Raw genomic sequence first — 13,875 nt, 5'->3', positions numbered from 1 at the left:
GGCGAGGTCAGACGGTCGCGCCGGCGCCCCCGCCGACCACGGCGTCCGAGTCGGTCCTGCGGCGTCGCCGCTTCCTCTTGGGCGGGACCAACGCGGTGACGTCGCCGCCGGTGTCGTTCATGCGGACGACGAACGGGCGGGTCTCGGTGTAGGTGACCACCGAGATCGACGCCGGGTCGACGACGATCCGCTGGAACTGGTCGAGGTGCAGGCCGAGGGCGTCGGCGAGCACCGCCTTGATGACGTCGCCGTGGCTGCAGGCCAGCCACACGGCGTCCGGGCCCAGCGCGGCGTTCCACTCCCGGACGGCGGCGACCGCGCGGGCCTGGGTCTGGGCCAGCCCCTCCCCGCCGTCGCCGGGGAACACCGCGGCCGAGGGGTGGGCCTGGACGACCTTCCACAGCGGCTCGCGGGTCAGCTCCTTGAGCGGGCGGCCGGTCCAGTCGCCGTAGCGGGCCTCGCCGAGCCGCTCGTCGGTCGCGAGCTCCAGCTCCCGCCCCTCCAGGACGGCGGCAGCGGTCTGCCGGCAGCGCTCCAGGGGGCTGCTCACGACCGCGACCAGGGGCACCGGGGCCAGCCGCTGCCCCACCGCCTGCGCCTGCGCCCGGCCGGTCTCGTCGAGCTCCACGCCCGGGGTCCAGCCGGCCAGCAGACCGCCGGCGTTGGCCGTCGTCCGGCCGTGCCGCAGGAGGATCACGGTGGTCACGGCCGCCGAGCCTAGAGAGGGGACCCTCCTGCTCCCCACCGGAGACCCCGTCCTCCCCACCGCGGAAGGACCCCGTCCTCCCCACCCTTCGCGAGCTCAGGGTGGGACCCGGGACGGGGCCGCGGCGAGCCTCTGGCGCGGCCCCAGCACAGGGAGGGAGGCAGGTCGACGCAGCCAGCGGCTCACCGGGGCGCGAGCACCCCGGTGCCGACCAGGGCGAGGATGAGCAGGCCGAGCAGCACCCGGTAGACGACGAACGGGGTGAAGCTGCCGCGGTCGAGGTAGCGCAGCAGCCAGGCGATCACCGCCAGGCCGACGCCGAAGGCGAGCACGGTGGCCAGCACCGTCGGGCCCCAGGCGACGCTCTCCCCCGCCACGCCGCCGGTGAGCGCCTCGTAGGCCTGGAAGAACCCCGACCCGAGCACGGCCGGGACGGCCAGCAGGAACGAGTACCGCGCCGCGGCGGCCCGCGAGTAGCCGAGGAACAGGCCGGCGGTGATGGTGCCGCCGGAGCGGGAGACGCCGGGGACCAGCGCCAGCGCCTGGGCGAACCCGAACGCGACGCCGTGCCCGACGGTCAGCTGGTCCAGCTCGCGCTTCTTGGTGCCCACCCGGTCGGCCCGGTAGAGGACCAGCGAGAAGACGACCAGGGCGATGGCGACGATCCGCAGGTCGCGGAAGGTGGTCTCGATGCGGTCCTGGAACAGCAGCCCGAGGACGACGATCGGCAGGCTGCCCACGATGATCAGCCAGCCCATCCGCGCGTCGGGGTCCGAGCGCAGGGAGCGGTTGCCCAGCGCGCGCACCCAGGTGCCGACGATGCGGGTGATGTCGCGGCGGAAGTACAGCAGCACCGCGGCCTCGGTGCCGATCTGGGTGATCGCGGTGAACGCCGCGCCGGGGTCGCCCCAGCCGGCGGCCTCCCCCACCACGCGCAGGTGCGCGCTGGAGGAGATGGGCAGGAACTCGGTGAGCCCCTGCACCAGCCCCAGGACGACGGCCTCGATCCAGCTCATCACCCGACCCCTCCGCAGCTGCGGGGGCGGGCGGGGACGGTTTCTCGGAGCACGGGAGGCCACCCTAGGCGCGCGGCCGCCGCGACCCGGCGCGCCGCCCCGGTCCACCCCGCGGTCCCCGGCCGCGGCGCCCGGTCGCCGGTAGGTTGGCCTCCTGTGGAACACCGCGCACTCGGGCGCAGCGGCCTGGTCGTCTCCCGGCTCGCGCTGGGCACCATGACCTGGGGCCGGGACACCGACGAGGACGAGGCCGCCATGGCGCTGACCGCGTTCGTCGACGCCGGGGGCACGCTGGTCGACACCGCCGACGTCTACTGCGACGGGGAGAGCGAGCGGATCCTGGGCCGGCTGCTGGTCGACGTCGTCCCCCGGTCCGACGTGCTCGTCGCCACCAAGGCCGGAGGGCGCACCGCGCCCGGCCCGATGGGCCGCGGCGCGTCCCGCGGGCGCCTGTTGGCCGCGCTGGACGCCTCGCTGGAGCGGCTGGGTACCGACCACGTCGACCTGTGGCAGCTGCACGCGTGGGACGACACCACGCCGCTGGAGGAGACCCTCGCCGCCTGCGACAGCGCGGTCGCCTCCGGCCGGGCGCGCTACGTCGGCGTGGGTAACTACACCGGCTGGCAGACCGCCCAGGCCGCGACCTGGCAGCGCGCCTGGCCGGGCCGCACCCCCGTCGTCAGCACCCAGGTCGAGTACTCGCTGCTGCAGCGCGGCGTGGAGCGCGAGGTCGTGCCGGCCGCCGAGGCGCTGGGGCTGGGGGTGCTGGCCTGGTCGCCGCTGGGCCGGGGGCTGCTCACCGGCAAGTACCGGCACAGCACGCCGTCGGAGTCGCGCGGCGCGGCCCCTCACTGGCAGGCGTTCATCGACGGGCTGCGCTCGCCCACGGCCGACCGGATCGTCGAGGCGGTGATCACCGCGGCCGAGGGGCTGGGCACCTCGCCGCTGGCGGTCGCGCTGGCCTGGGTGCGCGACCGGCCCGGGGTCACCGCACCGGTGGTGGGCGCGCGCACCGCGGCGCAGCTGCAAGCCGCGCTGGACGCCGAGTCGGTGCGGCTGCCGGCGGCGATCCGCACCGCGCTCGAGGACGTCTCCGCGCCCCCCTTCTCCTACCCGGAGCGGCGCTCGTGACCCGCCCGGCCTCCGCCGGGGTCGCCGCCGACCCGGTCTTCGCCGCGTTCTGCGCCGCCGGCCTGTGGCCGGGCCTGGGCAGGCGGACGGCGGCCGAGCTGCCCGCCGCCGGCATCACCTCCCCCGAGGACGTCACCGCCGACCGGCTGCTCGGGCTCCCCCGGGTCGGCCGGCAGCGCGCCGAGCGGCTGTTCTCCGCCTTCCTGGCCGCGCAGCCGACCTACGAGGTGGTGGCGCTGCTGGTCGGCGCCGGCCTGGACGCGCGGCTGGCCGCGCCCGCCGCCGACGCGCTGGGCGCCGACGCCGCTCGGCGGCTGCGCGACGACCCGTGGGCGCTGCTCGGCCTGACCGGGGTGACCCTCGCCGACGCCGACCGGCTGGCCATCGCCGTCCTGCCCGGGGCCGACCGGCAGGACGGCCGCCGGGGCCGGGCGATCGTGGCCCAGACCCTGCGGACGGCGGCCCGCGACGGGCACACCGTGCTGCCGGCCGACCTGGTGGTGGCTGCGCTGCGCGCCGAGGGGATCGGCGACCCGGCGGCGGCGGTCGCCGCGGCCGTGGAGTCCGGGGAGGTGCTCGAGCACGAGCCGCCGGAGCCGGAAGACGAGGACGACGGCTCGGACGCGCCGCCCGCGCCCGCGGAAGGACCTCGGTCTGCCCTCCGCTCGCAGGCTCGCGAGGAAACCCGGACCGAGGCCGTACGGCTGCTCTCGCTGGCCCGCTACGGCATGGCCGAGGAGGCGGTCGCGGAGAACGTCGCCCGGCTGATGGCCACCGCCGAGCGGATCGCCGACCCGGCCGCCGTCCGCTCGGTGGCCACGGGCCTGGACGAGGCGCAGAAGCGGGCCGTGGCCCAGGTGCTCACCGCCGGGGTGTCGCTGCTGACCGGCGGGCCGGGCACCGGCAAGAGCCGCACCGTGGCCGCGGTCGTGTCGCTGCTGCGGTCGACGGGGTCTGAGGTGGCGCTGGCCGCGCCCACCGGGCGGGCGGCCAGGCGGCTGGAGGAGCTCACCGACCACCCGGCGGTCACCGTGCACCGGCTGCTCGGCGCCCAGGGCACCTCCGGCGGGTTCACCCGCGACGAGGAGTGGCCGCTGGACGCCGACGTCGTCGTGGTCGACGAGGCCTCGATGCTCGACGTCGAGCTGACCGCGGCGCTGCTGGAGGCCTGCCCGGACGGCACCCACCTGCTGCTCGTCGGCGACCCCGCGCAGCTGCCCTCGATCGGCCCCGGCCATGTCCTGGGCGACCTCATCGACTCGGGGGCCGTGCCGGTCACCGAGCTGACCACCCTGTACCGGCAGGCCGAGGGCGGCGCGATCGCCCGGCTGGCCGGCGCCGTCCGGTCGGGGCAGCTGCCGCCGGTGGACTCCCCCGACCGGGAGGTGGTCGTCGTCCCGGCGTCCGGCAGCGCGGAGGCGGCCAGGCGGGTGGTGCAGCTGGTCACCGACTCGATCCCGCGGGCGCTGGGCATCGACCCGGCCGCGGTGCAGGTCGTCACGCCGGTGCACCGCGGCCCGGCCGGCACGATCGAGCTCAACCGGGCGCTCAAGGCGGCGCTCAACCCGGGCGAGGGCACGGTGTGGGGCTTCGACGTCGGCGACCGGGTGGTGGCGACGGCCAACCACCTCGACCTGGAGCCGGTCGGGTTCGCCAACGGCGAGGTCGGGGTGGTCACCGGCACCGGCGACGGCACCCTGGACGTCGCGTTCGCCTCCGGGCCGGTCACGGTCAGCGGTCAGGCGATGGGCGACCTGCGCCACGGCTGGGCGATCACCGTGCACCGCGCGCAGGGGTCGGAGTGGGCCGGCGTGGTCGTCGTCCTGCCGCCCGAGGCCGGCGGGATGCTGTCGCGGCCGCTGGTGTACACGGCGCTCACCCGGGCGCAGCGGCACCTGTCGGTCGTGCACGCCACCGGCGCGGCGCTGGCCCGGGCGGTGCGCGAGGTCGACGTCCGGCCCCGGCGCACCCGGCTGGCGCAGCTGCTGACCGAGACCGCCGGCTGACCGATCCGCGCGGCACGGGGTTGTCCTGACCTCCGCCGAGGAGTTCCATCGTCCGCTGCGACGAGCAGCGGTCGTCTGCTGCGGTCCCCGGGGGCCGCGGCTGTGCGGCCCCAGGTCCTGACGGGGAGCCATCATGGACGACGGCACGGTCGACCGGCACGGGCACAGCAGGACCGGGGAACACAGCAGGACCGGGGAACGGCGCTGGCCGGCGGTGCTGGCACTCGCGGGAAGCGCGGTGGTGGCGCTGGCGGTGATCGTGGTGACCACCCAGCTGGTCTCCGCTGCCGACCCGGCCGGCGGGTCGGCACCGGCGGCGGCATCGACCGGCGAGGGCCGCACGCGTACCTACTACATCGCGGCCGACCACGTGACCTGGGACTACGCGCCCGCCGGCCGGGACGCCGCGAGCGACCAGCCGTGGGACGAGACGTCGGGCGTCTTCACCGTGGCCGGTCCCGACCGGATCGGCACCAGGTACCTGAAGTCGCTGTACCGCCAGTACACCGACGACACCTTCACCACCCTCGTCCCCCGGCCCGCGGCCTGGGAGCACCTGGGCTTCCTCGGGCCGGTCGTCCACGTCGAGGTCGGCGACACGCTGGACGTCGTGTTCCGGAACAACCTCGACCGTCCGGTGAGCGTGCACATGCACGGGCTGCAGTACGACAAGGGCTCGGAGGGTGCGCCCTACCAGGACGGTACGACCGACGAGCAGCGCGGCGACGACGCCGTCCCGCCGGGGGCCACCTACACCTACCACTACACCGTCCCCGACCGCGCCGGGCCCGGCCCCATGGACGGCAGCTCGATCATGTGGATGTACCACTCGCACACCGACGAGGTGGGCGACGTCTACAGCGGGCTGATGGGTCCGGTCATCGTGACCCGCAAGGGGATGGCCCGTCCGGACGGCTCACCCGCGGACGTCGACCGCGAGCTCGTCTCCGTGTTCTCGGTCGAGGACGAGAACCAGAGCAGCGACGCCGCCGCCAACCTGGCCTCGCTCGCCCAGCCGCCGGACCCCGACGACGGGGACTTCGTCGAGTCCAACCTCATGCACGACGTCAACGGCTACGTCTACGGCAACGGGCCGCTCGGCGGCGCCCCGGGTGAGGGCACGACGGTGCAGGTGGGGCAGCACGTCCGCTGGTACCTGATGTCCATGGGGAACGAGGTCGACCTGCACACCCCGCACTGGCACGGGAACACCGTCGTCGCCAACGGGATGCGCACGGACGTCGTCTCCCTGCTGCCGGCGCAGATGCTCACCGCCGACATGACGCCCGACGACCCCGGCGTCTGGCTGTTCCACTGCCACGTCGCCGACCACCTCACCGCCGGCATGGTCACGCGGTACCAAGTCCTCCCCTGACCCGTCCTCCCCTGACCCGGGCCGGCCGGCGGGACCGCCTCAGTCGCGGCGGGCCGGCGCGGCGCGGGCGGCGCAGAGCAGCTGCCGGGTGGCGGCCGGCAGCTGGCCGGCGCAGGTGAGCGGCCGGGGGAACGGGATGCGCAGGTCGCGCGCGCCGCTCGGGCGCTCGATCCGCAGCCGGTAGCCGAAACGGTCGATGCCCAGGGGGCGGACGACGTCGCGCGGGCCGAGGACGCCGGCCGGGACGGAGCTGCGCAGCAGCGCCAGGGCCTCCGGGTGGTCGCGGTCGAGGTGCTGCAGCATCCGCGCCTCGACGCCGGCCAGCGGGTCGGGCCGGGCGGCGGCGTAGGCCGGCGGGCCGACCTCGGCACACCGGTCGCCCTCGCGCAGCACCGCCTCGGCGAGGTCCAGGCGCAGCAGGACGGCCTCGCGCCCGACGTCCAGCAGCGGTGCCACGGGCCGGACCTCGGCGAAGGCCAGCGCCGCGGCGCGCCGGTCGGCCGGGCGGACCGGGGTGAGCCAGCCCGAGAGCCACAGCTGGGCGCGCAGGGTGTCGCGCAGCGGCACGGGGGCGCGGTCGCTGACCAGGAGGACGGCGGTGAGCTCCTCCTCCCGCCGGAGGGCGACGTCGACCTCCCCGCCGACCGGGACCAGCACGAGGACCTGCCCGGCCGCGGTGGTGGCCTGCGCGAGCGGCCGGCTCGGGGCCAGTCGGCGCACGCAGAGCGCGGCGGGGACGCGGCAGGCGACGGTGCGCGCCCGCTCGGCCGGGTCGCCCGGTCCGCCGGGGCTGGTGGACATGGGCCCTCCCGTCTTAGGTGAGCCTCACCATACTGGTCCGGGTGTGGACCGAGCAGCCGCTTCTCAGGTGGCGGCAGGATGGGCGCCGTGCAGGAGGCCGACGACGCGGAGGACCGGCTGCTGGCGGCGGCGCGGCGAGGCGACGAGACGGCCTTCGCCGCGCTGGTGCACCGCCACCGGCGCGAGCTGGACGCGTACTGCTACCGGCTGCTGGGCTCGGTCCAGGACGCCGAGGACGCCGTCCAGGAGACGCTGCTGGCCGCCTGGCGGGGGCTACCGGGCTTCGAGGGCCGCAGTTCGCTGCGCACCTGGCTGTACCGGGTGGCGACCAACGCCGCCCTGCGGTTGTCGGCGCGTCGGCCCCGCCGGCTGCTCTCCTTCGACGCCGGTCCACCGCGCTGCGACACCGGGGACCTCGGCGAGCCGGTACCCGGCCCGGTCTGGGTGGAGCCGTGGCTCGACGACCCGGCCGCCGCCGAGGACGACCCGGCCGCGGCGTACCTGCGCCGGGAGAGCGTGGAGCTCGCCTTCGTCGCCGCGCTGCAGCACCTGCCGGGCACCCAGCGCGCCGTCCTCGTCCTCCGGGAGGTGCTCGGGTTCAGCGCCGCCGAGGTCGGCAGGCTCCTGGACACCACGCCGGTCTCGGTGAACAGCGCCCTGCAGCGGGCCCGGGCCACGCTGCGGCAGCGTCTGCCCGCCCGCTCCCAGCAGGCCGAGCTCGCGGCGCTGGGGCCGGACGGCCGCCGCGAGCTGGTCCGGGCCTTCGTCGCGGCGTGGGAGCGGGCCGACGTCCCCGCGCTGCTCGCCCTGCTCAGCGCGGACGCCCGCTTCACGATGCCGCCGCTGCCGGCCTGGTTCGACGGGCGCGAGGACGTCGGGCGGTTCCTCGCCGACCGGGCGTTCGCCACGCCGTGGCGGCTGGTGCCGGTTGGGGGCGACGGGCAGCCGGCCCTCGCCTGCTACCAGGACGTCGGGGCCGGTCACCGGCTGGGGGCGGTGACCGTGCTGCACCTGACCGGGGGTCGGATCAGCTGGATCGCCGGGTTCCTCGACCCCGCGCTCCACCGCCTCCTCGACGTCCCGGCCGATCTGCCGGGGGACCGGTGAATCCGTCGCCGGCGGTGTCTCTGTCCGGGTGAGGGTCCCCGATCACCCCAGGAGGAACACCATGCGCCGCCTCGTCGCCTGCACGATCATGTCGCTCGACGGCTACGTCGAGGGCCCCGGCCGCAACCTGATGGCCCTGCCGATGGACCGCTTCTTCGACGCCTACAACCTCGAGCGGCTGCGGGCCGCGGACACCCTGGTCCTCGGCGCCACGACCTACACCGCGCTCAAGGCGTTCTGGCCCGGCGTCGCCCGCGACCCGCGGACCTCGCCCGCGGTGGCCGCCGACCCCGGCGTCGCCGACGTGCACCGCGAGACCGGGCAGCGCGACGACGCGATCGACAAGGTCGTGGTGTCCGACTCGCTCACCCCTGCCGACACGGCGCCGTGGACCGACACCACGACGATCGTGCGGCGGGCCGACGCCCACCGGGCGGTCGCCGAGCTGAAGACCCGGCCGGGGGCCGACCTGCTCGTCTTCGGCAGCCGGACGCTGCGCGACGACCTGCTCGCCGCCGGGCTGGTCGACGAGCTGCACGTGGTGGTCGGGGCGACGGTGCTCGGCGGCGGGACTCCCGCCTTCGGCGGCGGCGGCGGCGGCCCCGGCTCGGTGCCGTCCCTGCGGCTGGCCGACGTGCGACGCTCCGCCGGCTCGGACAACGTGGTCCTGGTCTACCAGACGGTCCGCCGGGGGTGACCGCTGCCGGCGCCGGTCAGTCGACCAGGTCGTCCTCGTCGACGGGGACGTCGGTCTCCTGCTCGAGCACGTCGGCGGGGTCGGCCTCGCGGTCGCCCACCGACCGCAGCGGACTACCGGCCTCCCCGGGCCGGGCGGCCAGCTGCTGCTCGAGGGCGTCGGCCTCGGGCACGTCCACCGGCGGCGGCGTCGCGTCCCCGGCGAGGGCCACGGCCGGCGGGTCGAGCGGCTCCTCCTGCTCCGCGCGGTCGGCCTCGGGCACGTCACTGCCGGGAGCGCTCACGTCGTCCTCCGTCTCGTCGGGCAGGGGTGGGGGCTCGGTCCCATCCTGCCGCCAGGGGCGTCGGGAGGGGCAGTCCGGGAGGGGACGGACACGTGACGCCGCGGGCGACGGGCGGCACAATCGGCGAGATGGAGGCGGTCGCCGGGGAGTACGAGTTCGCGCCGCTGCGGATCCCACCGGGCACGTCCCGGTCCGCGGCGGCGACCATGTTGAGCCTGCAGGCGGAGGCCGGTGGCTGGGAGCTGGCCCGGCTGCAGCTGCACGCCGACGGCACGCGGAAGGTCATCCTGCGCCGCCGGGCGCGGTTGTCCTACCTGCCCAAACCGCACATCTGAACAAGGACCCCTCTGCCCTGGCCTCCCTGCAGGGTCCCGCCGCGAGCGTGCGAGCGGTGGGGGGCAGGGAGGTCCTTCTACTGCAGGGAGGCCGGGACGGGGTCCTCCCTCAGGGGAGGAGCACGACCTTGCCGACGGTGCTGCGGTCGGCCAGGCGGGCCAGCGCCTGCGGCGCCTGGTCCAGCGGCAGCACGTCGCCGACCAGCGGGGCGACCTGCCTGCTCTGCACGAGCTCCGTGAGCTGCCGGTGGGTGGTGGCGATCAGCGAGGGCTCCATCGTCCGGTACAGCCCCCAGTGCAGGCCGACGACGCTGTAGTTCTTGACCAGCACGTGGTTGGCCGGGGCCTCGGGGATGCGGCCGCTGGTGAAGCCGACGACGACCAGCCGCCCCTCGAAGGCGATGCACCGGCGCGACCGGTCGAACACGTCGCCGCCGACCGGGTCGTAGACGACGTCGGCGCCGCGCCCGCCGGTGACCTCCTTGACGACGGGGACGAAGTCCTCGGTCGTGTAGTCGACGACGTGGTCGGCGCCGAGCTCACGGCAGACCTCGACCTTGCGGGCGCCGCCGGCGGTGGCGATCACGCGCGCGCCGGCGGCCTTGCCCAGCTGGATGGCGGCCGAGCCGACCCCGCCGGCGCCGGCGTGCACCAGCAGCCACTCCCCCGGCTGCAGGTGCGCCCGGCGGTGCAGCCCGACGTGGCCGGTCTGGTAGGTCAGGTAGAGCGCGGCGGCCTTCTCGTCGCTCATCCCCTCGGGCACCGGCCACGCGGCGTCGGCGTCCATCAGGGCGTACTCGGCGAACGCGCCCGGCCCGCCCGACGGTGAGCCGAGCACCCGCCGGCCGTCCTCGGTCTCCCCGCACAGCTCGATCCCGGGCGTGTACGGCAGCGGCGGGCGCTCCTGGTAGCTGCCCATCGCCATGAGGACGTCGGGGAAGTTCAGCGCCGCCGCCCGCACCCTGACCAGCAGCTGGCCCTCCCCGGGGGTGGGCTGCTCGACCTCGTCGAGGCTCATGACCGTCGAGGGATCGCCGAGTTCGTGGACCCGCCATGCACGCATGCCGGCGACCCTGCCAGACCGCCGGTGCGCCGCGTCACCGGGTCCCGCCCGTCAGAGCCCGGCGAGCACCCGCTCCTGGTGCCGGTGACCGACCGTCTCGTAACCGACGACGGTCACCCACGGGGTCAGTGCCAGCACCGCCAGGCACCAGACCATCGTCGCGCCCGCCGCTGCCATCGCGACCGACGCCGCCGCCAGCAGCGTGGAACCGGCCAGCAGGATCAGGTGGACCGGGTCGAACGACCGGGTGAGCTGGTCGTAGAGGGCGAAGACCGACAGGACGTAGAGCGCGACCGGCACGGCGACGGTGAGCACCGTGGCCGGAACGCCGAGGGCACTGGCGTGCTCGACGGAGAAGGCGGCGACGTGCAGCCCGGCACCGACGGCGACCAGCGCGCCGAACAGCACGATGTGGCCGTACCCCCAGGCGAACGAGCGCTCCCGGTGCCGGGACAGCACCTCGCCGCAGGGCAGCACGAAGTAGGTCCACCACATGCCGAAGACCAGCGCCGTCCCGGCCAACCCGAGGACGACGACGTCGACCGACCAGCCCGGACCCTCCGGCCCGATGACGGCGGCCAGCGCGACGGTCGTGCCGAGCAGCCCCTCCCCCAGCGCGATGATCACCAGCAGGCCGTAGCGCTCGGCGATGTGGTGGGCGTGCCGGGGCGTGCCGCCCTCGCGGGTCTCGGCCAGCACCGGGCGGTGACCTCGACCAGCACCAGCAGCGCCGCCCACAGGAACATGACGCCGACCGAGGTCCGCGCGACCAGCAGCGCGATCCAGCCGGCCTGCGCGACGAGGACCGTGGTGGCGTAGGTGAGGCAGGCGCGGCGCCGCTCCGGGTCCTGCCGGGCCGCGCGCAGCCACTGGAAGACCAGGGCGACCCGCATCACGACGTAGCCGCCGACCATGACCGCGTTGTCGACGGTGTCCCCCCGGTCGATCGAGGCGAACAGCGCCGGCAGGCCGAGCGCGAAGACCAGCACGCCCAGCATCTGCACCATCGTGGCCAGCCGGAACACCCAGTCGTCGGTGAGGATGGTCCTCTCTCAGCCCATGGACGGCGGGCGCAGCGCCTCCGGGACGACGGCGGTCTCGCCGGCCGCGGTCTTCGCGCTCGGCACGCCTTTGAACCGGTAGGGGACGGCGCCGACGCCGGGCTGGACGACGTAGGCCGCGCCCGGCTCGCCCGAGGCCCAGGCGGCGAGCATCGCGTCGGCCACCTCCTGCGCGGTGAGGACGGGGAAGCCGGCCTGCTCGAACTGCGCGCGGATGGGGTCGATGATCGCGGTGTCGGCGAAGCCGGGGCAGATCGCGGTGATGGTGATGCCCGCGCCGGCCAGCCGCGGCGCCATGGAGCGGACGAACGCCACCACACCGCCCTTGGCCACGCTGTAGCCGGGGTCGGTGGCCATGGGCGAGAGCCCGGCCAGGGAGGCGGTGACCACGATCGCGCCGCCGCCGGCCCGCTGCAGCGCCGGGATCGCGGCCTCGGCGCCGTAGACGACGCCGAAGAGGTCGACGTCGACCACCCGCAGGAAGCTGTCCATGTCGAGCAGCTGGTCACTGGTCGACCCGGCGATGCCGGCGTTGAGGAAGACGGCGTCGAGCCGGCCGTGCTCGCCCTCGACCTGCTCGACGACGGCGCGGTTGGCGGCGCGGTCGGTGACGTCGAGGGCGACGAACGGGCAGCCCAGGTCGGCGGCCGTGGCACGCGCCCGGTCGCTGTCGAGGTCGGCGAGGACGGCGGTGACGCCGCGCCCGCGGAGCGTGGCGGCGAGGGCGCGACCGAAGCCGCCGGTCCCTCCGGTGATGAGTGCGACGGAGCCGGGGCCGGGCGTGGTGTCGGTCACCCTGGCATCAGATCACGCGGTGCCGGTGCCCGCGCCGCCCCCTCGCCCCTTCCGCGATCATGAAGTCGGGGAAGCGACACGCCGTCGTCTCCCGGCGTGTCGCTGCCGCAACTCCATGATCGTCGCACCAGCATCGCGGGTGGTCAGGCGGAGCGCAGGAACCGGTCGAGGACCCGGATGCCGAAGCGCAGCGACTCGACCGGGACCCGCTCGTCGATGCCGTGGAAGAGCGCGGCGAAGTCGAGGTCCGGCGGCAGGCGCAGCGGGGAGAAGCCGAAGCAGCGCATGCCCAGGCGCTCGAAGCTCTTGGCGTCGGTGCCGCCGCTCATGGTGAACGGCACGGGGCGGGCACCGTCGTCCTCGGCCTTCAGGGCGGCGACCATCGCGTCGACCAGCGGGCCGTCGAAGGTGGTCTGCACGGCCTGGTCGTGCACGATCCACTCCCGCTGCACGCCCTCGCCGACCAGGCTCGCCAGCTGGCGCTCGAACTCCTCCTCCTGACCGTGCAGGAAGCGGCCGTCGACGGTGGCGCTGGCGGTGCCGGGGATGACGTTGGCCTTGTAGCCCGCCTCCAGCATCGTCGGGTTGACCGTGTTGCGCAGGGCCGCGCCGAGCATCCGGCTGATGCTGCCCAGCCGGGCGAGCGCCTCCTCGGGGGAGTCGGGGTCGATCTCGACGCCGTAGGCGTCCTCGACGGCGGCGAGGAACGAGCGCATCGGCGGGGTGAGCGTCGTGGGCAGCCGGCTGGCGCCGAGCCTCGCCACGGCCGAGCAGAGCCGGGTGACGGCGTTGTCGTCGTGGACGAACGAGCCGTGACCGGGTCTGCCGCCGGCGGTCAGCCGCATCCAGGCCAGGCCCTTCTCCGCCGTCTGCACCAGGTAGAGGCGCAGGTCGTCGCTGACGGTGATGGAGAACCCGCCGACCTCGCTGATCGCCTCGGTGCAGCCCTCGAACAGGTCCGGGTGCTCCTCGACGAGGAAGCGGGCGCCGAGGCGGCCGCCGGCCTCCTCGTCGGCGACGAAGGCGAGGACGACGTCCCGCGGCGGCTTCGTGCCCGTCCGCGCCCAGTCGCGGACCAGCGCCAGGACCATCGCGTCCATGTCCTTCATGTCGACCGCGCCGCGGCCCCAGACGTAGCCGTCGCGCTCCTCGCCGGAGAAGGGGTGGACGCTCCACTCGGCGGGGTCGGCGGGGACGACGTCGAGGTGGCCGTGCACCAGCAGCGCGGGCCGCTCGCGGTCGGTGCCCGGGATGCGGGCGACCAGGCTGGCCCGGCCCCGCTCCGACTCGTGGACGACGCTGTCGATGCCGACCTCGTCGAGCTTGCCCGCGACCCACTCGGCCGCCCGCCGCTCACCCTTGCCGGTGGCGGTGTCGCCGGTGTTGGTGGTGTCGATGCGGATGAGCTCGGAGAGGAGCTCGGCGACCTCGTCCTGGGCCCGTTCGGGTGCGGCGCTGTGCACCGGTCGAGCGTAGGACGGGTGCCCGGCCGGCTCCTC

The 13,875-nt window shown here is 75.6% G+C and carries 13 protein-coding genes and 1 pseudogene; 6 read left to right on the top strand and 8 right to left on the bottom strand.

What is annotated here, in order from left to right; translation table 11 throughout:
• Nucleotides 1–7: 7 nt before the first annotated feature.
• Nucleotides 8–706, bottom strand: a complete 699-nt coding sequence (locus tag DQ238_RS11560) for a histidine phosphatase family protein (protein ID WP_113781433.1) — start codon at nucleotides 704–706, stop codon at nucleotides 8–10.
• A gap of 182 nt (nucleotides 707–888) precedes the next feature.
• The gene (locus tag DQ238_RS11555) at nucleotides 889–1,722 is read right to left on the bottom strand and encodes an undecaprenyl-diphosphate phosphatase (RefSeq protein ID WP_113781432.1); all 834 of its coding nucleotides are present in this window, start codon (nucleotides 1,720–1,722) and stop codon (nucleotides 889–891) included.
• 156 nt (nucleotides 1,723–1,878) lie between these two features.
• On the opposite strand from DQ238_RS11555, the gene DQ238_RS11550 reads away from it, so the two are divergent.
• The 3 genes from DQ238_RS11550 to DQ238_RS11540 all read left to right on the top strand — a co-directional run bounded on the left by DQ238_RS11550 (nucleotide 1,879) and on the right by DQ238_RS11540 (nucleotide 6,234).
• Nucleotides 1,879–2,853 carry an aldo/keto reductase gene (locus DQ238_RS11550; protein ID WP_113781431.1) on the top strand — a complete coding sequence of 325 codons (975 nt, stop codon included), beginning with the start codon at nucleotides 1,879–1,881 and terminating at the stop codon, nucleotides 2,851–2,853.
• Nucleotides 2,850–4,859 carry an AAA family ATPase gene (locus DQ238_RS11545; RefSeq protein WP_113781430.1) on the top strand — a complete coding sequence of 670 codons (2,010 nt, stop codon included), beginning with the start codon at nucleotides 2,850–2,852 and terminating at the stop codon, nucleotides 4,857–4,859. Before DQ238_RS11550 ends, DQ238_RS11545 begins: the two co-directional genes overlap by 4 nt.
• 133 nt (nucleotides 4,860–4,992) lie before the next feature.
• Nucleotides 4,993–6,234, top strand: coding sequence for a multicopper oxidase domain-containing protein (locus DQ238_RS11540; protein WP_113781429.1), 1,242 nt, complete (start codon nucleotides 4,993–4,995; stop codon nucleotides 6,232–6,234).
• A gap of 39 nt (nucleotides 6,235–6,273) precedes the next feature.
• Here DQ238_RS11540 and DQ238_RS11535 read toward each other — a convergent pair whose 3' ends face one another.
• Nucleotides 6,274–7,035: a DUF2470 domain-containing protein gene (locus DQ238_RS11535; RefSeq protein WP_113781428.1), complete on the bottom strand. Its 762-nt coding sequence runs from the start codon at nucleotides 7,033–7,035 to the stop codon at nucleotides 6,274–6,276.
• A gap of 78 nt (nucleotides 7,036–7,113) precedes the next feature.
• Here DQ238_RS11535 and DQ238_RS11530 point away from each other — a divergent pair, with 78 nt between their 5' ends.
• Together DQ238_RS11530 and DQ238_RS11525 are read left to right on the top strand one after the other, a co-directional pair.
• On the top strand, nucleotides 7,114–8,142 hold the full coding sequence (locus DQ238_RS11530) for an RNA polymerase subunit sigma-70 (protein ID WP_113781427.1): 1,029 nt from the start codon (nucleotides 7,114–7,116) through the stop codon (nucleotides 8,140–8,142).
• Between the two features lie 61 nt (nucleotides 8,143–8,203).
• Nucleotides 8,204–8,839: a dihydrofolate reductase family protein gene (locus DQ238_RS11525; protein WP_113781426.1), complete on the top strand. Its 636-nt coding sequence runs from the start codon at nucleotides 8,204–8,206 to the stop codon at nucleotides 8,837–8,839.
• Between the two features lie 16 nt (nucleotides 8,840–8,855).
• Here the strand turns inward: DQ238_RS11525 and DQ238_RS11520 are convergent, their stop codons facing one another.
• Nucleotides 8,856–9,122 (bottom strand): hypothetical protein, encoded by a 267-nt coding sequence (locus DQ238_RS11520; RefSeq protein WP_113781425.1) that lies wholly within the window; start codon nucleotides 9,120–9,122, stop codon nucleotides 8,856–8,858.
• A 128-nt stretch (nucleotides 9,123–9,250) separates the two neighbouring features.
• On the opposite strand from DQ238_RS11520, the gene DQ238_RS11515 reads away from it, so the two are divergent.
• The gene (locus DQ238_RS11515) at nucleotides 9,251–9,457 is read left to right on the top strand and encodes a DUF5703 family protein (protein WP_113781538.1); all 207 of its coding nucleotides are present in this window, start codon (nucleotides 9,251–9,253) and stop codon (nucleotides 9,455–9,457) included.
• 109 nt (nucleotides 9,458–9,566) lie between these two features.
• Here the strand turns inward: DQ238_RS11515 and DQ238_RS11510 are convergent, their stop codons facing one another.
• The 4 genes and pseudogenes from DQ238_RS11510 to DQ238_RS11490 form a co-directional block, all read right to left on the bottom strand.
• Nucleotides 9,567–10,520 carry an NADPH:quinone oxidoreductase family protein gene (locus DQ238_RS11510; RefSeq protein WP_113781424.1) on the bottom strand — a complete coding sequence of 318 codons (954 nt, stop codon included), beginning with the start codon at nucleotides 10,518–10,520 and terminating at the stop codon, nucleotides 9,567–9,569.
• 51 nt (nucleotides 10,521–10,571) lie between these two features.
• Nucleotides 10,572–11,518, bottom strand: a pseudogene (locus DQ238_RS11505) (low temperature requirement protein A).
• A 54-nt stretch (nucleotides 11,519–11,572) separates the two neighbouring features.
• Entirely contained in the window at nucleotides 11,573–12,376 is an 804-nt protein-coding gene (locus DQ238_RS11495) for an SDR family oxidoreductase (RefSeq protein ID WP_113781421.1), read from the bottom strand.
• Between the two features lie 143 nt (nucleotides 12,377–12,519).
• Complete coding sequence (locus tag DQ238_RS11490; protein ID WP_113781537.1) at nucleotides 12,520–13,839, bottom strand: M20/M25/M40 family metallo-hydrolase; 1,320 nt, start codon at nucleotides 13,837–13,839, stop codon at nucleotides 12,520–12,522.
• Between the last annotated feature and the right edge of the window lie 36 nt (nucleotides 13,840–13,875).

It is taken from the genome of Geodermatophilus sp. TF02-6 (assembly GCF_003319115.1).
Lineage (GTDB): Bacteria > Actinomycetota > Actinomycetes > Mycobacteriales > Geodermatophilaceae > Geodermatophilus.
The sequence above is the reverse complement of the archived record's forward strand: the minus strand, read 5'-3'. Positions and strand labels throughout refer to the sequence as shown.

Coding starts and splice junctions, on each gene's coding strand:
- DQ238_RS11525 (WP_113781426.1), top strand. CDS start 8,204: ATGCGCCGCCTCGTCGCCTGCACGATCATGTCGCTCGACGGCTACGTC.
- DQ238_RS11555 (WP_113781432.1), bottom strand. CDS start 1,722: ATGAGCTGGATCGAGGCCGTCGTCCTGGGGCTGGTGCAGGGGCTCACC.
- DQ238_RS11535 (WP_113781428.1), bottom strand. CDS start 7,035: ATGTCCACCAGCCCCGGCGGACCGGGCGACCCGGCCGAGCGGGCGCGC.
- DQ238_RS11540 (WP_113781429.1), top strand. CDS start 4,993: ATGGACGACGGCACGGTCGACCGGCACGGGCACAGCAGGACCGGGGAA.
- DQ238_RS11530 (WP_113781427.1), top strand. CDS start 7,114: ATGGGCGCCGTGCAGGAGGCCGACGACGCGGAGGACCGGCTGCTGGCG.
- DQ238_RS11510 (WP_113781424.1), bottom strand. CDS start 10,520: ATGCGTGCATGGCGGGTCCACGAACTCGGCGATCCCTCGACGGTCATG.
- DQ238_RS11515 (WP_113781538.1), top strand. CDS start 9,251: ATGGAGGCGGTCGCCGGGGAGTACGAGTTCGCGCCGCTGCGGATCCCA.